We start from the raw sequence: 22,569 nt of genomic DNA, 5'->3' as shown, positions 1-22,569 counted from the left end.
TAAAGGAGAGCCTGAACATGTATATAGTTAACGGTCAACAATTGAAAAAATACCACGCTGCCAATCTGATTTTGGATGGTGCATCGTTTGATATCCATATGGGAGAAAAGGTGGGACTCATCGGCCGCAACGGAAGCGGTAAAACCACCCTATTACGCCTGATCGCACGTTTGTCCCGCCCGGATGAAGGGCAGCTCGTCATCGCCAAGGATGCGAAAATCGGCTATTTACCGCAAATTCCGGCGGAGTTTGAGAGCTTCACCGTGTACGAAACGCTGGCTTACGCCTATCGTGAGCTGAAGGATTGCCGCAATCAGATGAGCACACTGGAACGGGAAATGTCAGATCCGATTGTGGTAGCGGATACGGGTCTTCTGGAGAAGCTGCTGCAATCGTATGCTTCCCTACAGGAACGGTTTGAGCGCAACGGCGGCTATGAAATGGATGCAAATATTGATCAGGTAGCGGATGGTCTGCGTATTCCCAAAGGAATGTATACGCGCAGCTTCGGCTCGCTGTCTGGTGGAGAGAAAACAAAAATAGCGCTGGCATCACAGCTCATCGGACGACCGGATTTGCTGCTGCTGGATGAGCCGACCAACCATCTGGATTTGAAAGGGCTGGAATGGCTGGAACATTTTTTGCAGGGCTACACAGGCGCGTGTGTGGTTGTGTCCCATGATCGTTATTTTCTGGATCGGGTCGCCGTTAAAATGATTGAGCTTGAGGATGGCGAGGCGTTTACGTATTATACGAACTACAGCGGCTACGTTAAGGAAAAGGAAGAACGATTGCTACTGCAATTTGAAGATTATAAGGAACAGCAAAAGCGAATCAAAAAGATGAAAGAGGCCATTCGGCGTTTTGAAGAGTGGGGTCGCAACGGCGATAACGAAAAGTTTTTCAAAAAAGCAGCCTCCATTCGTAAAGCACTGGAGCGTATGGAGCTGGTGAAACGACCTGTACTGGACCCACAGGGGGCAGAATTTCACTTAAAGCTGGAGGATCGTTCCGGTCGCCGAGTGCTACAGTTTGAAGATATTGTTAAAGCTTATGGAGAGCGTCAGATATTAAGCGGGGCAACGGGCAGCCTGGAATTCGGTGAAAAGGTAGCCTTGTTGGGCGATAACGGCGCAGGTAAAACGACGCTGCTCAAGCTGTTGCTTGGTCAGGAAAGCGTAGATGCAGGCACGGTCCAATGGGGCACGCGCGTAGAGTACGGATATTTGGCGCAGCAAGAGAGAGAACGGAATAGCCGGGCGACTGTGCTTGCTTACTTCAAGGAAGAAGCAGGGGTGGAAGAAGGCGAGGCACGCGGATTGCTAGCGAAGTATTTATTTTACGGTGCCGATGTGTTTAAACCCGTGAGCATGCTGTCCGGTGGCGAATGGTCCCGCTTGCGGCTGGCGTTGCTTGTCATGAAAAAGCCAAATTTGTTGGTGCTGGATGAGCCGACGAACCACCTGGACATTGACTCACGCGAGGCGCTGGAGGAAGCGCTGGACACCTACACGGGAACGGTGCTGGCGATTTCACATGACCGCTACTTTGTGAACAAGCTGGTAGGGCGCGTGTGGGAGCTGGAGGCTGGAAAGCTGACCTTTTATCTAGGTAGCTTTGATGAGTACCGAGCGAAGAAGCGTGAGCTGGAGAACGCTTGTTTACAGAGCGACGGGGATACCGGGACACGCCCGACATCTGCAAGCAGAGCCGCATCGGGTGGCAGCTCAGGCTCGGGCACAGCTGTACATTCTAGCGCAGCGAGCAATGGCGCGGGGACGGCTGCGCGGGCAGGAGCGACCAGCGGAGCCGATGCGAGCCGTGCTCGCTCCGGGTCGGCAGGTCGCTTGGGGGCACCCGGAGCGAAGGCCGCGAAGCTAACCCGCTCGCCCGCTGTGTCCAGCGAGCGCTTGGAGCGAGCGATTGCCGCCAAAGAAGCAGAATTGGCGGCGACAGATGCCGAGCTGGAGCTGCTCGGCACAAGCAGCGACACGATGCACATGGCGGAGCTGTGGGACGCGCGTGAGCGACTGCAAGCTGAGCTGGACACGTTGCTCGGCGAGTGGGTTGAACTGGAGTAAGTGATAGGCTGGTTGCTGAAGATAGGCAACGTATATTTTATAAAGGGATAGCCCTGAGGTAGCGCGTCTGCTGAGGGGCTATTTTTATATGGTAAAGACTAATGAGAGCGTGGGAACGGAATAACCATATATTAAAATAAATTGGTGTTAATTATTTTTTTATTATGTATGTTTACATATAAAGTAATAGATTTACATTTTGAAGCATGTGATATTGTTTTATTTGTAAGAAGGAAATAATCACTGTTAGATAAATTTTTATAATGTCAACTAAGATCATACATAAGATTTTCCGCATTGTCATATATGGATATTCCTTGAGTAACGATCTGGTCAGGGTGTGGTTCTAAAACTTATTTGATCTGGATATTCAAGTGAATGAAATTTAAGGCTCATTTGAGCTTCAAGACCGCGACCGAGCGAGTACTCGGTATGAAATGATTTCGTCCATCAAGAAAGGATCCATCTACAATAGGTATTTATAATCCCTTACTAAACTTGCTTGTTGCCAGGTTGTAAAGCGGACTTCGCTATATCTTACTCCCAAAGTCGTTTTCGTGTACTTTTAGGACACGCATCAAAGTTGGATCAAGGCCTTTTATGCATCTTGAATATTGAAGTATATCTTCCAATCTTGAATTCATAAAAAATCAGTTACTAAATATGTTTTAAATAATACATAATTTAACTATACATATAATTATGTATTAGTATATATATTTCTTTTTACTCGATACAAGGAGTTTTGATTAGTCATTTGCAGGATTTTTTTCGGCATAATGCCTGAATAAAGTGTCTAACCATATAAAGAAGATGTCATATGAGGATGTTTCAATAGGTGACGATCTGTTGAGATATCTTTCATATAAATTAGCTTCCTAGATTACACAAAATTATTGTATTTATTATTAAAGATGAATATCGAGAGGAGTTTGGAAAAAATGGAAAATAATATTTTTGATTTGGATGTACAAATTAACAAGTCTAAAGGTTCAGTAGAACCTCAAGTAACAAGTTTGGCGTGGCAATGCACCGGAATGTGCGGCGGAACAGCCAACACTTGTGCTGAAACAGCAGGTGTAAAATGTTTTTCTAATATTGGAGCATTGTGTTGAACAGTGTAACCATGGAATTTGAACTCGAATCCTAATCGAATTAGGGTGAAAAATGGAAGGAAGGGGTCTTTTTAGTCCCATCCTTCCCCTCAATTATGATAGATTTGGAAGGAGAGAAAGAATGTCTAATGTTGTTATGGAGGTTCAGCAAATCACTAAAGTGATTGGGAAGCGTCAAGTAATTCACGATTCTTCCTTTCAGCTTGACAAAGGAAAGATATATGGTTTTATTGGTCCGAATGGAGTAGGGAAAACGACGTTGATGCGCATGATGACAGGGTTGATGCATCCTACAAGCGGGCATGAATGCTAGAGAAGTACAACATCTTTCCGCCAAACGGTAAATAGGTGATGTCCGTAACGAGCTTTTGCAGGGGCGCCTCTGCAAGGAATTGCCGCTTCAGCAGATTTTCTGCTGGATAAGCAGCCTGCAGGCTGCCCAGTGACCTTTCGTTTCTTCATTCTCACGCGGCACTGTAGCCCCTCACGCTGCATCATCCGCTGAACTCGTTTGTGATTCATTCTTTGCTCTGCCCGAAGGAGTGCGGTGATTTTCTGGTAACCATACCGAAACTTATGATGGATGCAAAGCTCTCGGATTTTCTCCACCGTAGCATCTGTGCGCTTTGTCTCCATAGTTGCTTTCCAGCGGTAGTAGGTCGCTCTTGCGATCCCGAGCCATGTACAAGCCTCAGACACCGTCACTTCGTCTCGAATGGATTCGATCCAGGCCACGGCGACTTCTGGTTCCACCTCTTTTCCAGTTCCTTGTACTTTTTTAGCAGGTCCAATTGCTGCTTCAGGAATCGATTCTCCGCTTTTACTTTTTCAAGCTCCGAAGAGTGTTCCGGACCTTTTCTGTAGCTGTATTGTTTACCTACAGGCTGCTCCAGACGATGCACTTCGCCTTTTCGATACCACCTCATCCATGTTTCTAGCTGTGTCTTATTCCGTATTCCCAGTTGCTCCATAACCTCTCTTACCGGAACTCTTGCCAATCTCATTTCAATCGCTTTCATCTTTATTTCTAAGGGATAACTCACTCTCGTTGCCAACGTAAAAACACCTCCAAGGTTATCTCCATATCTTACGACATGGCTTGATTCTCTTGAAGGTATTTTGATGTGTCTCACGTTATGGGGTCAGTCCCCTTTTTTGTATGGTAAAGAGAATGAGAGAGTGGAAATAGAATAACCATATATTAAAATAAATTGGTATTAATGATTTTTTATTATGTATGTTTACATATAAAGTAATAGATTTACATTTTGCAACATATGATATTCTTTTATTTGTAAGGAAGATATAAATTATTATTAGATGAAGTGTTTGTTATCAACAAAGATCATACATACGGTTGTCTACGTGATATATGGCAATATTTCGAGTAGGTGACGATCTGGTCGGGGTGTTGTTCATATAAAATCCTTCTCTTCTATTGCGAGAAGGAAGGCTTTGGCGGGGTAAACATGAACCTCGCTGAAGGCTGATGGTATATCTAAATGAAAGGGGGGGAATGCAATGGCTGAAAACTTATTTGATCTGGACGTTCAAGTAAACAAATCTCAAGGTTCTGTAGAGCCTAAAATTAGAAGTATTTGGAATTGCTCTAGCGGCTGTGGTGGCGGTAATACATCCCAAACTTGTGTTGAGACATGTTCACCTTGCTTCAGTAATTTAGGAACACTTTGTTAATAAATTTTAGTTGTTTTGCAACTTGCAAAACCTTTATATTGGATAACTATTTAATTTAGCAAAGGAGGAGGGACCTTGAAGTCCCTTCTTCTTCTTTGAGAAAACCTTTGGTTTCCTGGTTGTGAATATCAGAGGCATCCTTATATTTGGATTTAGTAATGGAGGGAAAGTGTAATGTCGGATGTCTTATTGAAAGTTGAAAAAGTATCCAAAAAAATGGGGAAACGGGCTTTATTAAGTGACATTTCCTTCGAGCTTGAAAAGGGGAAAATATATGGTTTCATTGGACCGAATGGAGCCGGGAAAACAACAATGATGCGGATCATGACGGGGTTAATGCATTCAACCAGTGGCTCTGTAAGGATAGCTTCATATGACGTACAGGCGGATCGGGAAAAGGCGCTCTCCAAAGTAGGCGCTATCATTGAGTCCCCGGTCTTTTTTGATTATATGACGGGTAAACAGGTGCTGCGTAATTTGTCTCGGTTGCATCCGAATATTAAATCTTCCGATCGGGAAAAGCATATAGAGGAATTGTTAGAAAGAGTAGGCCTGGATTTGCGTGGAGACGACAGGGTGAAAACTTATTCTTTGGGCATGAAGCAACGCTTGGGCATTGCCCAATCTATGCTGGGTAACCCGGAGCTACTGCTGCTCGATGAGCCTTCCAATGGTCTCGATCCTATGGGAATGAGGGAGTTGAGAGATATTATCCTTCGTTTGCGAAATTCAGAAAATTATGCATTTTTTATCTCCAGCCATCTGCTGGATGAGTTGCAGCAAATGTGTGACGAATTAATTGTGATTAAAGAAGGAACGCTAGTTTGGAAGGGACCCGCAGATCAATTGGTTGAGGAAGGTCAACGGCTAGAGGATGCTTTTATGGAGCTAATGGGATTATGAAGACACTCATTTACAGTGAGTTCGAGAGATTGTATAGCAGAAAATGGTTCTGGCTTCTGATTTTATGTACCCCTGTACTCGCTTATTCCACAGCCAGCTATTTTTTGTATCTCAAGACTTCGGTAGAAGTGTTGTCCAAAGTCTTTGTCATTATAGGCCTGCAAGAAAATTTGTTTTTAATATGCAATATTGCTGTAGCTGCATTAGTAGCGACTCTATATACGGAGCAATTCCGGGGTGGACAGTTGCGTCTAATCTTCATGCGGCGTTTTACTCGGGGACAGATTTTCTGGAGCAAGCTATTGGTTTTACAGGTCTCTGTTCTATTACTCTTACTTATATTGGGTCTGTCTCTTTGGGGTGTCGGAGTATGGCGATTTCCCTATTCTGAAGGCGAAACAAGGCAATATGGAGAGCTTATAATGTATGTATTTCAATATTATGCAAAGGCTTTTGTCTCACTTATGGCTATTGGCTGTCTGTATTCCTACATTGCCATGTGTAGCAAGAGTGTAACCCATGCAATTGGTATTTGTACGACCTATAATCTGTTCTCCTTGCTGTTCGATGGCTTATACCTTAAATTAGCATCTCTATTTTCTCATATTCCCTACATACATGATCTTATAGTCTTTTTATTTATTCCTTATATGCAGTATAGAGGATTGAAGACATCCTTATCCGGAAACCTGTCTGCAAATGGGGCGATTGCCACCGTTGTTATTTTATATCTAATCCTTTTTACATGGGGAGCATATCGTCGTTTTACCAAGGATGATTATTTGTATTAGGAGGATTTTTCTTATGCTAGGAATTTGGCGAAGTGAAATGGAACGAATATGGAATCGAAGATCTACTCTTTTATTATATACAATTTTTCTATTGATGGTTATTGCGAATATTGTCAGTCTTAAAATTAATGGAACAATGAAATTCCGCTTTGGCGAAGGGATTGCCACTGTTAATAATCTGAACTTGCCGTGGCTTATGATGAGTGAAATTTCCCTATTTCTGATCCTGGCATTGTTGCCTATTTTGTATGTGGATCAGTTAAGCGGGGATATTCACTCCGGGGCGTATCGTTTATATGTACTGCGTCCATACCGTCGCTTTCAATTTTGGCTTGGAAAACTGTTCGCATTATCGGTCACGACGATCGTTTTTACGGGTACAGCCTTGCTCATAGGCATACTGGCTGGTTGGACTATTTTTCCCCGTAGCTTAACCTTTTTTAAATACGGCTCAGCAGAGGCTTCCACCTCATTAGATGCTATGTCATATACACTTGTGTTTTATTTGGTATTAACGTTGGTTTGCCTGGCAAAGCTCATGCTAAGTAGTGCAGTGTGTTTGTTCATATCCAGACCTTTATTCTCGTTTATTTCTATTTTATTTATATCTATGTTTATCTACCCATTTTACAAGCCACTTGTGATGTTAATAGATCCTTTCCAGCAAATTATGCTTGCTTTAAGAGTGGATGGTTCCACCAGATTCTGGATGTGTCTAATCGTGATTATATTGATTTGTTCGACTATTAGCTTTGTTCGTTGGCAAAAGAAAACAATTTAAACGTTTGGCTTAGAACGGAGGTTTAATGGGAATGGAAGAGCATCTTTATAAAACCCTGGATTTTTTTATGCTTCGTACTCCTGTGCTACCTATGGAAGAGTTCGGAAAATGCTTTCTAACCAATGTCGGAGAGACTGAAGGAATCAGACGAGTTGCAATAAATCGTCTTACGGAATTATCTCGTAATCCATTTATTCGTGAAGCGTTAGCTGCCTCCAGCCCTACTCTGCTTGAATCTTTAGTACATATCAGCGATCAGGACAATCCGCGCAAACAGGAACAAGTTATCAAATCCTTTATGCGTTATATCACTAGAATGGCTACACGACCTACGCCGTTCGGATTGTTATCTGGAGTCACTTACGGGAAATTCGGAGAGCAGTCTCAGCTCATTTTACAAGAGCCAGATATGTATCGAAAGCGTGCAAGACCGGACATGGAATGGCTAATGAAAGCCGTTGAAATGGTCACAAGCAGTAAGGAGGTTGTCCGCCAGCTGCGGGTTCAGCGTAATACATTAATTTATCGTCAGGGTAACCGGGCTAAAATCCCCTACACGACAAGATGCGGCAGTATAGTCGGTGGAGAAGATCAGAGTGTGTCCGTTCGTGCGACTCAGGTATTTGATTGTGTGATGGAAGCAAGTTCGACCCTCATACCTTATCAGGAACTGGTCAACCATCTACATAAGACATTTGAAAGAGCTGATATAGAGACAATTGACCGTTATGTATGGCAGCTATTTGAGCAAGAGTTTTTGATATCTGAGCTTATTCCTCCTACCACTACTACCGAACCGCTGGACCATATACGATCCGTCTTGAAATTAGTAACGGGTATTGATGAGTTAAAAGAGAATTTTAATAACATCGCGGATACTATTAATAAATATAATCGTCTCCCTATAGGCCAAGGGGAAGATTCGTTGGAGCATTTAAGACGAAAGATGGGCAAAATGTTCAGTGCAAAATCAAGCTTGCAAATCGACCTTTCCCTGGAGGATCGAGGAGTTGTTCTTCCCCAATGTATCCGTAAGGATGTTGAATGTGTTGCCGAATTACTAACTAAGCTTTCGTCGCGAGAGAATAGACCTTTGGATGAATTTTGTGTGGAATTTTTGGAGAAGTATGGTCCATATCGGGAGGTCCCTTTGCTGGAGCTTCTTGATGAGGATACAGGGATGGGTGCTCCGGCAGGCTACAAACATCCATTGAGTAACCGAACACGGCTTCAAAACATGTCACCGTCCCAGTCGAGATCACATCAGGAGAAGCTTTTATTTCAATGGTTCGTATCTTGCATCCATGAAGGAAAACATGAAGTGGTACTTACAGATGCCATGATAGACGCAATGTTAAAAGGGCAGAAATCAGGCAAATGGTTGGCAGCACCTTCTATGGAATTGTTTTTTCAGTTGGTCGCCCCTGATCAGCAGGCTGTAGATCGCGGTGAGTATATTTTACTTCTGGCACCTAATCAGGGGTCAGACGGGGCGGGAAAGACGTTCGGGAGATTTCTGGATTTGTTTGACGAGCCTTTTACTGATATGTTCTCCAGCATTCAATCGGAAGAGCAACGGTTACAGCCTGAAAAGCTGTTAGCCGGAATATCGTATTTACCCAGTTCGGGAAGATCGGCAAATGTAGTATTAACGAAGCATACTCGCCCCTATGAAATCGCAATAGGAACCAATCATACCCTGCCAAAGGAACAGCAGATACATGTTTCGGACCTTGCTGTTGGGGTACGTAATGATCATTTTTATTTGAAGTCGATAAGTCGCAATCGTGAGGTCATTGCTAGGGCTGGACATATGCTCAATGCTGAATTGACTCCTAACATACATCGTTTTCTTTTGGAGGTCAGTGAGGATGGTTATCGCCATTGGTCATCTATGGAGTGGGGATTCGCCACCCATGCCCCTTTTACCCCACGTCTAAGATATAAGCATGTCATTCTCAATCCGGCTACATGGAGAATGACATGGGATGCGGCAACTAGCCTATCCAAGGATATGATTGATTTGGAGAATTTAGTGTGTCAGTTCCAAAAAGAATGGAATCTACCACGTTATGTATATATGATTGAATTAGATAATCGAATTCTGTTGGATATGAATCATCCCTTGCATGTTGAACAGGTTTGTAGAGATCTTCAATCCAAAGGAAAAGTTACTTTAATCGAACACATAGGTGAAGTCGGAGAAACGCCAGTCTCTCGTCACAGTGGACGCTTGGCGGCTGAATTTGTATTTCCATGTATACGTAAACAGGCTGTAGCAACGAACCATTTTGAGGAGGAAGTTGCTGCGACACTAGATAGAAGGCATGAGGATACAAGTTGTCTTTCCTCAGAGGCAACCTGTACCTATCTTCCTGGTGGTCCTTGGTTCTATGCCAAATTATATGGTATGAACAGTCGCCAAGATGAGTTTATTGGTGGTTATTGGGATGAATTTGTGCGGAAGCATCAAGAGGACGGTAACATCCTTCAGGGGTACTTTATCCGATACGCTGATCCAGATAAACATATTCGTGTCCGGTTTAAGCTACCGGAGTTTCTGGAGGGAAACTTGTTTCTTCCCGTGTTTCATCAATGGACAGAGATGCTTTTAAATGAAGGCATGATATCCAGAGTTGTGATCGATACCTATGAGCCAGAAGTAGAGCGTTACGGTGGAAAGAAGCTCATGATGTGGGCAGAACGAATGTTTTCTTGTGACAGTGAAGTGACAGCCAAATTGGTACGTCTCATTAGATTCAACCAGACTTCTTTACAGAAGGACGTTATAGCTATTTTAAGCGTGATCAATCTTCTCTACCAGTTTGGTTACTATAAGGAAGATGCGTTTCAATTCTTAAATCGTCAATTTGATCTCAAAGACTATTTGAAAGACTTTCGCAAGGAACGGAAGTTCTTTTTACAATGGATGGCATCAGATCAGGAAATGACAGCTTCGACTGCATCCAGTCGCGAATCCATAGAAAATATTTTTTATGCAAGAAAAGAAGCAGTAGAGCAATATAATTATATACTCCATGAGCAGGAACGGGAGGGGGGAGCTACCAATACAAGAGAGGATATTATATACAGTGTGATCCATATGCATTTGAACCGATTAATTGGAATTGACAGGGATCGGGAGCGCAAAATAATGATCATGGCCAGACATGCTATGAACAGCCTGGTTCAATATCGGGGGAATCGCTAATGAGTAGCGTACAAAAAAGTACAGATCGGAGGACTTCTTCCATATGGAAGTCTGTACGTCAAGGGCTTAAGCTTTTTGCCTTAGTATTTAACATGAATAAGGTCTATATGCTTTCTAGCATTTTTTTGCATATCATTCAAGGTGTGATGCCCGTACTTACTTTGGTTATCATGCAAAATTTACTTAATAGTATTGTTTCTTCTAGTCCTCATGATATCTCTATAATTATGCTACAATTTGGTCTCTTTATATTTATTCACGTTTTAAAAAGTCTAGTTACGATGAGTCAGAGTTATGTAGAGGGCGTCCTTGAATCTGTGCTGTCCAAGTCATTAAATATCATGATTGGAGAAAAATCAGGCTACTTGGGACTGGCGGATTATGAAAATTCTCAAATCAACGACCAGCTAAAGCGGGCTTCCCAAGAAGCTTCCTATCGACCTTACCAATTATATACACAAATGGCTGGTATTTTATCTAGTCTAGTTACCATGCTGTCTTCGGCAGTTTTACTTTTCTTATGGAAATGGTGGGTTGTGGTTATTCTATTTGTGATTTCACTGGTGTCGGTTTACTCGATTTTTAAGTTAAACAAAGAACAGTTTGAAATCTATATGAATCGTACCCCGTTATATCGACAGTCATGGTATATGACCTATTTGCTTACAAATGATCGTGCGGTCAAAGAAGTGAAGATTTTTAATTTGGGTCCTTATTTACTAAAAAGATATGAGAATTTACTGCAAAGATTTTTTGTAGAAGACAGGCGTATATTGGGCAAAAGAGTTAGAATTACTTTCCTGTACAGTTTGCTTGAACTTTCTGTTCTGTTATGGATAGTGTGGATGGCAATCCAGGAAACCTTTGTGAAAAAAATATTAATAGGGAACTTATATGGCTATATTCAAGCGATTATGCTAACCCAAAGTCAAATGCAGGCACTAATCCAAGGTATTGTTCAATTTTCACAAAATAATTTGTATATGGAGCAGTTATTTGTATTTCTACAGTTGCCTACATCGGACCCCATTCGGCGTCAAAAGGAACAGGCACTTCTGGATCACCCAAAGAGCAGCACCGGATTTTGTATTGAACAAATTTCAATTGAAGGGGTTTCCTTTACGTACCCGGGTCAATCGAAGGCTTCTATTCAGGACATGCATTTAACAATGACTAAAGGACAAACGATAGCCATTGTAGGGAAAAATGGATCAGGAAAATCGACGCTTATGAAAATCCTGATGCAGCTTTATTCTGATTATAGTGGCGTCATTAAAATTAACGACCGTCCCGTTCAGGATTATGATCTGCAGCAGGTTCAAGACAAAATTGGAGCCGTGTTTCAAGATTTCATGCATTATGAAATGTCAGCACGTCATAACATTGGGTTTGGATCATTAGGGCGTATGGAGCAGGATGAGGAGCTCATCCATGCAGCCCAGTGCGCAGCTATAGACCATATTATAGCCAAACTTCCACAAGGTTTGGACACACAGCTTGGTAAATGGTTTGAGGATGGCTACCAACTCTCAGGAGGCCAATGGCAGCGAATAGCAATCGCACGGGCTTTCCTGCGTAAAGCAGATGTGTATATTTTGGATGAGCCAAGTTCCTTCTTAGATCCTGTGGCAGAACAGGATTTGTTGGTATTATTTTTGGAGTTGATGAAGGATAGCATTGGTATTTTTATTACTCATCGGATTTCATCAGCACGTCTGGCACATAAAATTGTGGTAATGGACAATGGTTTAATTGTGGAGCAGGGAACACATAAGGAGCTGATGTTACTCAATGGGCTATACGCAGAGATGTACAACATTCAGGCCAGCTCATTCGATGAAGAAGCTTCCTTAATTGAAAGCGGAGGGAGGGTGCTAGGATGACGACGACTTCATATATTTGTGATAAATGGATACCCATTAATTTGGATATGAAGGATAAAGTAACTGTAATCTTACAAGAGATTTCCAATCGTTACAAAGACCCCGATCAAGTGCGTATGTATATGAAAAAAACGCCCCCGATAGAGGCTGATGGGATGAAGATGGACCGTTGGTCAGATGGAAGTTTGGGAAGTGGGTTCACGGGCATCTGTTTGTTAATGGGTCAGTTGGATCGACTATACCCTGAGGATGGTTGGGATATTGTAGGACACCAATATTTAGAGCGAATTCGTATGATCGTGGAGCAAAAGGGTGTCCATGACTTATCCCTGTATAGTGGATTATCAGGTATTTTGCTGGCTATTTACTCTTTATCCAGGAAGGGCACACGTTATCAAGGAATGCTTGATTCCCTTGCCTCCTGGTTCGAAGAGGCTGCTTTACATAGCTTGGCCCTATGTCGGGAGGAATGGGGAAGAGGACAATTACAAATGAGCCAGTATGACGCCATATCAGGCTTTACAGGGATCGGACGCATCGCCATGTTATTTTCTGACCGCCCGACTATGCATACCATATGGAACCAGACGATTGAATTGTTTCAGATAATGTGCAGCGACCGTACTTGGAATGGACATCCTGTACCTGGATGGTATATTACCACGGAGAATCAATTTCAAGAGAATGAAAAGAAACAATATCCGCAGGGAAATTTTAATTTAGGGCTTTCGCATGGTATCGCGGGTCCATTAGCTTTTCTGAGCCTGTCTGCTCTTAATGGAGCCGACTCCCTCCCTTTAGTGGGCGATATCAACAGACTGTCACCATTTATACATCATTGGCGTGTTCAGGATACTGAGGGCGTGATTTGGCCTGGGCGTGTTTCCCTTGAGGAATGGGTGGATAACCGTCTGCAGCCTGAAAGCACGCAGTATTATCGTGATTCCTGGTGTTATGGCGTACCAGGCATTGCACGTTCGATCTGGCTGGCGGGACAAGCTCTTCAAAATAAAGATTGGATCGAAACGGGACTACGTGCATACTTGGATATAGAAAAAAGGCTCTATCGTAAAGGAGGACTATCTTCTGCGACATTGTGTCATGGTATTGGGGGATTGTTGCATCTGATCCAGCGTATGTATTCAGATACGGGCCATGAGCAGTTAGGTATGATGCGAGACAGGCTACTAGAAGAAGTGCTGGATATGTTCGATACTAATTCGGCGTTTGGCTTTTATGATCATAGCCTATTGGATGGGAGACTAGCAGAAGTAGATGAGGCTGGCTTTCTGAATGGAAGTGCTGGAGTTGCCTTGGTGTTGGCTTCATTGATAGGAAATGAAAATCCGGATTGGGACGCTGCTCTTCTAATTCGCTAAGATATGTCATGTTATTCCCTAACCTGAACATAATAAAAGTAAGAAAAGATCCAATCGACCGTTTGAAGGCCGGTTGGATCTTTTTTAACATACTAATTCCTCCTGAGACTCAAGGTATTTTCATTAGCATCCTTCAAGCTGGTTCCGCTTACATGGAATCCCAAGGCAGTATATGTTGTACTCCCATTCAATAACCCAATACCTGAACAAAACAGAAAAACAAGAGCGAAGATGAGTACCCTTTTACTATATAACCGCCAAACACGGTGTATCGTTTCTTTTCCATAAGGGACGGGTATTAATTGTTTAGTCCTGCATAGATTGACATAGGGGAAAAGGAGGTATGAGCATGTGGAGTTGGGCCAAAAAGCTGTCTACACTGGCGGCGATCCTTTTGTTGGCTGTTTTTGTGAGCGCATGCAACAAGGGCGATGATTCAGGTAAGGTGAAAATTGAATTCTTTCAAAACAAGCCGGAGGCCAAGGGTTCATTCGATAAGCTAATCTCTCAATTCAATCAGGAACATCCCGGTATTGAAGTGACACAGGTCAACCCGCCAGAGGCAGAGACCGTGTTATTGACACGGGTTGTCAAAAACGATGTACCTGACATTGTGGGGCTTGGGGCCACCGATACCTACTCCATTTTGGCACAAAGCGGTATTTTTACGGATCTGGCGAATACAGAATTGCCACGTACGATTGATCCGATTTACCTCAAGATGCTTAAGGATGTGACCGGGGTCGATCCTGTGTATGGAATTCCTTATGCTGCGAATGCGAATGGTGTGATGTATAACAAAACGCTTTTTAAAGAAATGGGATTACAGGTGCCCAAAACGTGGGATGAGCTGATTGCAACAGCGCAAAAGATCAAGGCTGCTGGCAAAATTCCTTTCTATTTTACATATAAAGATGATTGGCAAACGAACCTCCCCTTTAATGCGCTGGGCCCGAATCTGGTGGGCATTGATTTTTTTCTGCAACGGCGTGAAAATCAGGTCACCTTTCAGGGCAAGTACCGCGAGATTGCGGAAAAGCAGCTGGAGCTACTGAAATACGGACATAGTGATAATTTTGGCAAAAACTATGCTGACGGTAATCGTGCTTTCGCTAACGGACAGGGACTGATGTACATTCAGGGCTCGTGGGCTATATCTGAAATTCGCAAAGCTAACCCGAAAGTGGAACTCGGATTTTTCCCGTTACCCACAGGGAATGACGCAAAGGCGGTCAAGCTGGTGTCTGGTATAGATACGCTATTGGCCGTTTCGGAAGGCACGCCGCATAAAAAGGAGGCGGAGGAGTTCCTTGCCTTCTTATTAAAACCGGAGAACAGCAAGCAATACATTACGGAACAAACGTTGTTTTCAGCGGTGAAGGGAGTCACGCAGGATGATCCGAGTGTGGCAGAGCTGCTGCCGTATTTTAAATCAGGCCGTGTCATTGATTTTGCCGATCATTATATTCCCAAAGCGGTCCAATTGAATTCTATTGTGCAGGCTTTCCTGCAAAACGGAGACATCGATGCCTATCTAGCCAAGCTCGACCGGGAGTGGAATAAGGTAGCTAACCGCCGATAAGAGAGGAGGAGGAGACATGAATAAGCGACTAACGACTTTTTACTGGATGACGGTGCCGGCGGTGCTATTGTTTTTTGTATTTTTGACCCTGCCTGCTTTGCAGGGATTTTATTATTCACTCACGAACTGGAACGGCTTTGGTCATCAGTACCACTTTGTCGGGTTTAAGAACTATATTAATTTGTTTCAAGACGACAATGTGGGCAATGCTTACTGGTTTACTTTCAAATTTGCGATTGTGGTTACCATTGCGATTAATATTCTCAGCTTGCTGATTGCCATGGGGCTGAACGCTAAAATACGTTTCCGTAATTTCTTTCGCGGGATTTATTTCTTACCTAATATTTTGAGCGTGTTGATCGTAGGTTACATATTCAATTACCTGTTCTCGAATGTATTTACGATCTGGGGACAGAACTTAGGCATCAGTTCATTATCGACAAACATCTTAGGCAGTGAGCAGTTGGCTTGGGTAGGAGTGGTCATCGTAGCCGTATGGCAGGGGATTGCCTTTAATACGATTCTCTATCTGGCTGGGCTGCAAACCATTCCGACAAGTCTGTATGAGGCGTCCAATTTGGACGGTGCGGGTAAATGGCGCGAATTCTGGAGCATTACCTTTCCATTAATTGCACCGTTTTTTACGATCAATATGGTATTGGCGATGAAAAATTCCCTGATGGTGTTCGATCAGATCGTGGCTTTGACGAATGGTGGGCCGGGACGGGCCACGCAGTCGATATCCCACCTGATATACACCGGGGGCTTTAGAGGTGGAGAATTCGCTTATCAGTCGGCTAACTCTGTTATTTACTTTATTGTGATTGCGATCATTTCCATCTTACAGCTTCGATTCCTCCAGAGAAGGGAGATGGATAACTGATGAAAACTAGTAGACGTACGAACTGGCCTGTGCTGCTTCTGGTAGCATTGGGGACAATATTCATTCTGTTTCCCCTCTATATGACGGTGACGATAGCCCTTAAAAATCCCGAGCAGATGGCACATTCTGCCTTTGCCTTTCCGACCGAACTGCATTGGGAAAATTTTAGTCGTGCAGTGGAAATGACCAATTTCTTCAGCGCTTTTCGGAACAGTGTGATGGTCACGACATCGACGGTTATACTCACTTTGCTAACCAATTCGATGGTTGCTTATGCCATTGCTCGTAATATGCAGCGGCGTTTCTTCAAGGGGTTATATTTTTATTTTGTGAGTGCCATGTTCATTCCGTTCCCCATCATCATGTTGCCGATTGTAAAACTGGCCTCGGGCCTTCATATGACTAATCTGTTGGGTCTCATTATGCTGCATACGGTGTATGGTTTGGCGTTTAATGTCTTCGTGTATGTCGGTTATATTCGCTCCATTCCGGTAGCGTTGGAAGAGGCAGCCACGGTAGATGGTGCGACGACATGGGGCACTTTTTGGCGCATTATATTCCCGCTGATGGCGCCGATTAGTGCTACGGTGGGGATTCTCACTTGTCTGTCCACATATAATGACTTTTTGCTGCCGCTCATTATTATCAGCGATGCGGAGCAATATACACTGCCGCTCGTACAGTATGTGTTCCAAGGACAGTTCAACACAGACTTCAATCTGGCTTTTGCCTCGTACCTGATGGCTTTGCTGCCGATGATTATCGTCTATCTGATTGCACAAAAATGGATTATCAATGGCGTTACGCAAGGTTCTGTGAAGTAGGGCAGGAGCCAATCGTTTTAGGCAGACCGTGCCTTACCAGGAAAATAAAGAGGGGTCCCTATACCACGGTTCACACAGGTATAGAGGGCCCTCTTTTTATAGCATTGCTATTTAGATGCTTCACTGTTGCTTGTCATGGGCTGCAAGGGTACGGTTGTCTCTGCTTCCGGGTCGTCCGTTGTATAGTAGAACATATAGATAGAAGCTTCCTTCCCTTTGAAATTCTTGTAGACATCCACTGCCTTGTTATTGCCGTCTCCGGCAAAATTGGCTGTGATCGGCTTGCCAATGATCCGTTCTTTACCCAGGCCAATATGCGTCTGGTTAATCCCTCCAAACCGAGCATCTTCGCTCTCTGTTTCCACAAACAAATCTGCCCCTTGTTTGTAGTAAGTCCACTTCACAGGATAGCCACCTATTTGCGTGGTTAGTGTCTGCTTCTGGTCAGATATATCAGTTAAAAGCTGTGGTGTTTTGTCATCCGAATGGATCGTGACTTTATATTTGCCTGTAAAAGTAATAGGAGTGTCCTTGGTAATCACAAGATGGGACGGTCGTTCAAAACGGATCGTATTCAGATCGTGCTCCTGATCAGGTGAAGACCAACGGCTACCCTCTAACGTTGTGCCGTTCACAGAAAGAAAGTACTTTTGATAAGGTAACATGGCGAATTTCTTTTCGCTTCTGATCGTGACACGGATTTGTGTAGGTGTGACAATCATTTGTTCTAATGTAAAATTCGGATTGCCGTTCTCCAACGGGGTATTCAGCACACTTTTAATCGTCCCGCTTTCCATTTTCTTCTTGCTTAGCTGTAGATCAAAGTTTATGGGTTCATGTGTACTTTTCTCAGTTTGCGCATATTGCAGTTTGAAAGCAGTCTGTCCTTCTGGTATATCTGCTTTAGAAAAATACTGCTGTGCTGTATACTCCCCGTTATCTCCGGGTTTGCCAAAAGTCCCCCCAGGCTGCGACATCACAGGCTTGTTGCCTTTGTAAGCAACGATTTGCGGATTATCCCATCTCTTGGGTATCGATGAATCGAAGGTGATTGCCGAGGACAGCATCAGCTTATCCTTCCCTTGTTGAAATACCTGTACCTTCATATCTTGTAAGCCGTTACGATCCAGCTTGAATGTCTGCATCTGAGGCGATGTGATATCGAGCGGCAATTCCAGTTCCTGAACGCTGGTGAGCTCCATATGATCTACGGTCAGCCGCACGTTCTCTGTTTCTTGCTGCGGTGTCCAGTCACTTTCAAAGTACCCGTTGTACCGTTGATTTTTCGGGTTCCATTGCTGAAAGTTATATTCCCCTGCACTGCTTTCCCCCGCAGCACCTTTTAGCGATACGCCTTTGACATTCCAAAACTCGTTCTCTGCCCGTTTTCCGACCTCCAAGCTGTACAGAATCACGGTCCGGTTCTCATCGACAATAGCGGTATGCAGCGTCAGCTTCACTCCGTCTCTGGTTACGGATTGCTCCAAGGGCTGTCCAAGGTCTTGATTTAGTGCCGTCTGAATGCCGCTTCTTCCGTGCAGCAGATTGCCCCAATTATAATGGATGGCGGCATAGACGGGAACGGCAACGAGAAGCGCACTCAGAGAGGCGGCGATAGCTATTTTGCGCCAATTTCTATGTCGGTGCGGAGTGAATGAATCGAAAGTGTCGGTTAGCGTAGGGGCAGTATGCCCTGTCTGTTCCATCCGGTTCCACATCTCATCGAAGTCAGGATAGGCCATTTCCGAATCATTATTTAACTTGCGCTTCAATGCCTTTTCTACGTTGTTCATAGTTCTCTCCTTCCATCTCGGGAATTTCTACACCTGCATCCCGCAGTATTTGCTCCAATAACTTTAGCCCTTTATGAGTCCTCGATTTGACGGTTCCCAGCGGAATTTCCAGCAGTTTTGATATTTCTGCCAGTGTGAAATCATGCATATAGCGGAGGGTCAGCACAGCGCGGATTTTGGCTGGAAGGCGATTCATATAAACGATCCATTCTTCTGTCGATTCGCGTTCTTCCACCAGCTTGTCTACAGGCTTACCTTCCGCCCCGCTAAATAAATAGGGATTAGCCGATACTTTCAAATGCAGGCTTTTCCGGCGTTTAAGGTAATTCAGACAATGATTGACCGTAATTTTCATAATCCAGGCTTTTAGTTGTTCGATCTGTTCACGATTGCTGCGAAACAGGGTGATAAACACTTCCTGCGTTAAATCCTCTGCATCCGATGCGTTATGTACCATGTAGTAGCAGGTTCGGTATACATCTCGTTGATACAAATCAAACAACTCTCGATTACTCTCCAATGATGTGCTCTCCTTTCTTGTGCAGTTTATCTATATAACAACTGAGGCCCTCATAAGGTTCATTTGGTTGCGAAAAGTAAACCGTCTGATTCGATATATTTTGTTTTTCTTCAAATGTATCACACGAAAAAAGAAGCCTGTAAATCTCAAAAGTTCAGATTTACAAGCTTCTTATGTTTTGCAAAGCTAGACCCTACGGAATGAATATTTCCTCACGCAAAACCAGGTTAACAGATAGATTGCCGATATCTTTCTGCTTAGTCAGCCAGTCGTACAAGCGTTCTTCCTTGCGAGCGGGCTGCAAGGATGTCTTCGAGCGCGCTGGGCAGGTCGGCCAATCCGACTTCGCGCTCAACGAGCTGCTCTAGCTGTTCCGGCTTCCATTCGCTGCCAAGTCGCTTCCAGATCGCTACACGGGTGTCGTATGGGCAGAAGACAGAGTCTATGCCCAGCAGACTTACGCCGCGCAAAATAAACGGCAGCACCGTCGTAGGCAGCTTGGTTCCTGCCGTCAGGCCGCTCACGGCAACGGAGCCGTTGTAGGCGATCTGGCTGAGCAGCGAAGCGAGCGGCTTTCCCCCTACAGGATCAACAGCCGCTTGCCAAAGCTGCTTGCTCAGCGGGCGGATGCTCTCCGCGCCGTCGTAGACCTCCTCGCGAGAAATAACCTCGGCTGCTCCGAGCGCCTTGAGGTAATCATGCGCATCGGCCTTGCCACTGCTGGCTACGACATGATAGCCTCTCTTGTTCAGCAAGGCAATAGCTGCCCCGCCTACGCCGCCCGTCGCTCCGGTGACAAGTACCTTCCCCTGCTCCGGAGTAACGCCGTTTTGCTCCAGCCGATATAACGACAGGGCCGCGGTGAATCCGGCTGTCCCGAAAATCATCGCCTCTCTCGGCGTGAGTCCGTCTGGAAGTGGAACCACCCAGTCCGCAGGCACGCGTGCATATTGGCTGAATCCTCCGAATTGAGACACACCCAGCCCGTATCCGGAAACGAGCACCGCTTGTCCTTCGCTAAAGCGGCTATCCTCCGAAGAGACGACGGTTCCCGAGCAATCTATGCCTGGTACGAACGGATAGGATTTGACGATATTGCCATCCTTGCGGGCAGCAAGCCCATCTTTATAGTTGATGCTGGAATAAGCGACACGAATCAATACTTCTCCAGCAGGTAAACTGCTAGCTTCCAGAGAACGCACCTCTGCTTGAACTTCACCGTCCTGCGTCTGATCGACGACAAGGGCTTGAAATGATTGAGTCATCTGTAAAAGCCTCCTTTATTACCTTTTAACCCTATGAATGTCCTATATATTCCCTCTTTAATTCGTGAATTATGCTTAGGAAGCGTACAACAATTTTCACAACCTGTCAGCGGCAATGCTCACAGGCTCGTATTCTATTATACTCTTTAGCTCATAATTGCGTCGATAAGCCCAGATTTGCCGGTATATTCTTGTAATATCCTGTTTCAATAAAGTTCGATAATCAATTATAAAGAGGGTGATAAATGAATTCTTACGCATTTTGCAAACCATTTTACGTAAACGGGATGTATTTTCAGAATGACTATGCTAACATACCTTTTGATCGTTAAATAAATCTATGAAGAAAGGTGAATGAATGACAACCAGAGCACTAAAAAATGGTTCGGTATTGTCCGAAGCCAAGGAACTGAATTTGTTCCGTTTGACATGGCCTATTTTCCTTGAATTATTCCTGTTTATGTTAATGGGAAGCGTCGATACATTCATGCTCAGCTCTGTATCTGATAATGCAGTGTCGGGTGTGGGTGCGTCCAACCAAATTATTTCAATCGCTATCCTTGTACTGGAGGTTATCGGCAACGGCGCTGCTATCGTCGTAGCTCAATATATCGGTTCTAAGAAACTAGTCGAAGCGGCCCAGGTTACAGGTACGGCCATTACGTTGAATTTGATGGTAGGTCTTTTGCTAAGCGTAATTTTTCTTGTGTTTGGTACGCATATGTTGCAATGGTTGAATGTCCAGGGGGACATTCTTACGTATGCGGAATCCTATATGAGCATCGTCGGGGGGGCTATTTTCCTTCAGGCATTGATTAACGCGCTGGCGGCGACCATTCGTACGCACGGTTTTACCAAAGAAACGATGTATGTATCGGTTTTTATGAACGTGATCCACGTGGTCGGCAACTATGTTTTGATTTTGGGGCATTGGGGAATGCCAGCACTCGGTGTAGAAGGTGCTGCTATTTCTACAGTAGGTAGCCGCTTTATTTGTCTCTTGATCTTCTTCTGGCTGATGTACCGGGTCACTGAGGTTCGTGTCGAGTGGAAATATTACGTTCACTTGTCCAAAAAGTTTATCTCTAAAATATTGCGTATTGGTGTACCATCCGCGCTGGAGTCTATCATGTATCAGTCGTGTCAGCTCATATTCACACTGTATGTGACCTATCTGGGCGCAGAAGCGATGGCGACACGTCAATATGCCAATAATATTTCGAGCTATATTTATTTGTTCAGTATGGCCGTTGGTATGGGAACGGCTATCGTAGTGGGAAGGCTCGTGGGAGCCAGAGAGAAGGATACGGCTTATAAACGTGTATTGAACAGTGTGAAATGGGCGCTACTCGTGACTGTGATTATTGATGCGGTGGTTATCTTTTTCCGTGTACCTTTGCTCGGTTTATTTACAGAGAACCCTGAAATCATTCGTTTGGGAGCGCAAGTCATTTTACTTAGCATTCTGCTAGAAACTGGCCGGACGACGAATATCGTCATTATTAACTCGTTGCGTGCTGCTGGAGATGCCAAGTTCCCGGTTTTTATGGGACTAATCTCTATGGTCTGTATGAGCTTGCCGCTGGGTTATCTGCTGGTGTTCAAGCTGGATATGGGGCTCGCCGGTGTGTGGCTGGCGATTGCTGCTGATGAATGGACTCGTGCTGTCATCATGTATGCCCGCTGGAAAAGCCGGTTATGGGAAAAGCATGCGCTGATCGAGCACGATACACCAGATCAGTCTGCAACGCCTGTTCCAGCACACTGATCCGAGTAGTATTTAGGGCCAACTGGAACCTAGCTTTTCGATAGAGTTGTATACGTGGAGGCAGTTCAAGAGAACATCTTGAACTGCCTCTTTTG

General features: G+C 44.3%; 19 protein-coding genes. 14 read left to right on the top strand and 5 right to left on the bottom strand.

Annotated elements, in window-relative coordinates; genetic code table 11:
• The first annotated feature begins 17 nt into the window (after window positions 1–17).
• The 3 genes from abc-f (at window position 18) to MLD56_RS24410 (ending at window position 3,509) form a co-directional block, all read left to right on the top strand.
• The gene (gene abc-f / locus MLD56_RS24420; protein ID WP_029518684.1) at window positions 18–2,081 is read left to right on the top strand and encodes a ribosomal protection-like ABC-F family protein; all 2,064 of its coding nucleotides are present in this window, start codon (window positions 18–20) and stop codon (window positions 2,079–2,081) included.
• A 941-nt stretch (window positions 2,082–3,022) separates the two neighbouring features.
• The gene (locus MLD56_RS24415) at window positions 3,023–3,196 is read left to right on the top strand and encodes a gallidermin family lantibiotic (RefSeq protein WP_155271705.1); all 174 of its coding nucleotides are present in this window, start codon (window positions 3,023–3,025) and stop codon (window positions 3,194–3,196) included.
• A 121-nt stretch (window positions 3,197–3,317) separates the two neighbouring features.
• Window positions 3,318–3,509, top strand: a complete 192-nt coding sequence (locus MLD56_RS24410) for an ATP-binding cassette domain-containing protein (RefSeq protein ID WP_029518683.1) — start codon at window positions 3,318–3,320, stop codon at window positions 3,507–3,509.
• Here MLD56_RS24410 and MLD56_RS24405 read toward each other — a convergent pair.
• Both MLD56_RS24405 and MLD56_RS24400 read right to left on the bottom strand, forming a co-directional pair.
• Window positions 3,506–3,949: an IS3 family transposase gene (locus MLD56_RS24405; protein WP_152526751.1), complete on the bottom strand. Its 444-nt coding sequence runs from the start codon at window positions 3,947–3,949 to the stop codon at window positions 3,506–3,508. The two genes, MLD56_RS24410 and MLD56_RS24405, sit on opposite strands and share 4 nt — an antisense overlap.
• Window positions 3,898–4,251, bottom strand: coding sequence for a helix-turn-helix domain-containing protein (locus tag MLD56_RS24400; protein ID WP_029518681.1), 354 nt, complete (start codon window positions 4,249–4,251; stop codon window positions 3,898–3,900). The genes MLD56_RS24405 and MLD56_RS24400 overlap by 52 nt, the downstream gene beginning before the upstream one ends.
• A gap of 466 nt (window positions 4,252–4,717) precedes the next feature.
• On the opposite strand from MLD56_RS24400, the gene MLD56_RS24395 reads away from it, so the two are divergent.
• From MLD56_RS24395 to MLD56_RS24350, 10 genes are all read left to right on the top strand, one after another.
• The gene (locus MLD56_RS24395) at window positions 4,718–4,891 is read left to right on the top strand and encodes a gallidermin family lantibiotic (protein WP_193373363.1); all 174 of its coding nucleotides are present in this window, start codon (window positions 4,718–4,720) and stop codon (window positions 4,889–4,891) included.
• Window positions 4,892–5,065: 174 nt separating this feature from the next.
• The gene (locus MLD56_RS24390) at window positions 5,066–5,794 is read left to right on the top strand and encodes an ABC transporter ATP-binding protein (RefSeq protein ID WP_029518680.1); all 729 of its coding nucleotides are present in this window, start codon (window positions 5,066–5,068) and stop codon (window positions 5,792–5,794) included.
• The gene (locus tag MLD56_RS24385) at window positions 5,791–6,585 is read left to right on the top strand and encodes a DUF2705 family protein (protein ID WP_029518679.1); all 795 of its coding nucleotides are present in this window, start codon (window positions 5,791–5,793) and stop codon (window positions 6,583–6,585) included. The genes MLD56_RS24390 and MLD56_RS24385 overlap by 4 nt, the downstream gene beginning before the upstream one ends.
• A 13-nt stretch (window positions 6,586–6,598) precedes the next feature.
• Window positions 6,599–7,366, top strand: coding sequence for an ABC transporter permease (locus MLD56_RS24380; RefSeq protein ID WP_029518678.1), 768 nt, complete (start codon window positions 6,599–6,601; stop codon window positions 7,364–7,366).
• A 31-nt stretch (window positions 7,367–7,397) separates the two neighbouring features.
• Window positions 7,398–10,577, top strand: a complete 3,180-nt coding sequence (locus tag MLD56_RS24375; protein ID WP_029518677.1) for a lantibiotic dehydratase — start codon at window positions 7,398–7,400, stop codon at window positions 10,575–10,577.
• Window positions 10,578–10,858: 281 nt separating this feature from the next.
• Window positions 10,859–12,460, top strand: coding sequence for an ABC transporter ATP-binding protein (locus MLD56_RS24370; protein ID WP_161627036.1), 1,602 nt, complete (start codon window positions 10,859–10,861; stop codon window positions 12,458–12,460).
• Window positions 12,457–13,839, top strand: a complete 1,383-nt coding sequence (locus MLD56_RS24365) for a lanthionine synthetase C family protein (protein WP_029518675.1) — start codon at window positions 12,457–12,459, stop codon at window positions 13,837–13,839. The genes MLD56_RS24370 and MLD56_RS24365 overlap by 4 nt, the downstream gene beginning before the upstream one ends.
• Before the next feature lie 349 nt (window positions 13,840–14,188).
• Complete coding sequence (locus tag MLD56_RS24360; RefSeq protein ID WP_029518674.1) at window positions 14,189–15,421, top strand: ABC transporter substrate-binding protein; 1,233 nt, start codon at window positions 14,189–14,191, stop codon at window positions 15,419–15,421.
• A 16-nt stretch (window positions 15,422–15,437) separates the two neighbouring features.
• Window positions 15,438–16,304 carry a carbohydrate ABC transporter permease gene (locus MLD56_RS24355; protein ID WP_016822711.1) on the top strand — a complete coding sequence of 289 codons (867 nt, stop codon included), beginning with the start codon at window positions 15,438–15,440 and terminating at the stop codon, window positions 16,302–16,304.
• Window positions 16,304–17,128: a carbohydrate ABC transporter permease gene (locus MLD56_RS24350; RefSeq protein ID WP_029518673.1), complete on the top strand. Its 825-nt coding sequence runs from the start codon at window positions 16,304–16,306 to the stop codon at window positions 17,126–17,128. Before MLD56_RS24355 ends, MLD56_RS24350 begins: the two co-directional genes overlap by 1 nt.
• Before the next feature lie 107 nt (window positions 17,129–17,235).
• Here MLD56_RS24350 and MLD56_RS24345 read toward each other — a convergent pair whose 3' ends face one another.
• From MLD56_RS24345 to MLD56_RS24335, 3 genes are all read right to left on the bottom strand, one after another.
• The gene (locus tag MLD56_RS24345; protein ID WP_029518672.1) at window positions 17,236–18,921 is read right to left on the bottom strand and encodes a DUF4179 domain-containing protein; all 1,686 of its coding nucleotides are present in this window, start codon (window positions 18,919–18,921) and stop codon (window positions 17,236–17,238) included.
• Complete coding sequence (locus MLD56_RS24340; RefSeq protein ID WP_029518671.1) at window positions 18,881–19,441, bottom strand: RNA polymerase sigma factor; 561 nt, start codon at window positions 19,439–19,441, stop codon at window positions 18,881–18,883. The genes MLD56_RS24345 and MLD56_RS24340 overlap by 41 nt, the downstream gene beginning before the upstream one ends.
• Window positions 19,442–19,698: 257 nt before the next feature.
• Window positions 19,699–20,706 carry an acrylyl-CoA reductase family protein gene (locus MLD56_RS24335; protein WP_029518670.1) on the bottom strand — a complete coding sequence of 336 codons (1,008 nt, stop codon included), beginning with the start codon at window positions 20,704–20,706 and terminating at the stop codon, window positions 19,699–19,701.
• Window positions 20,707–21,064: 358 nt separating this feature from the next.
• Here MLD56_RS24335 and MLD56_RS24330 point away from each other — a divergent pair, with 358 nt between their 5' ends.
• Window positions 21,065–22,474 (top strand): MATE family efflux transporter, encoded by a 1,410-nt coding sequence (locus tag MLD56_RS24330; protein ID WP_029518669.1) that lies wholly within the window; start codon window positions 21,065–21,067, stop codon window positions 22,472–22,474.
• Window positions 22,475–22,569: the final 95 nt, after the last annotated feature.

This window comes from Paenibacillus peoriae (assembly GCF_022531965.1).
GTDB lineage: Bacteria > Bacillota > Bacilli > Paenibacillales > Paenibacillaceae > Paenibacillus > Paenibacillus polymyxa_D.
This window is presented reverse-complemented; position numbering and strand designations above follow the sequence as displayed.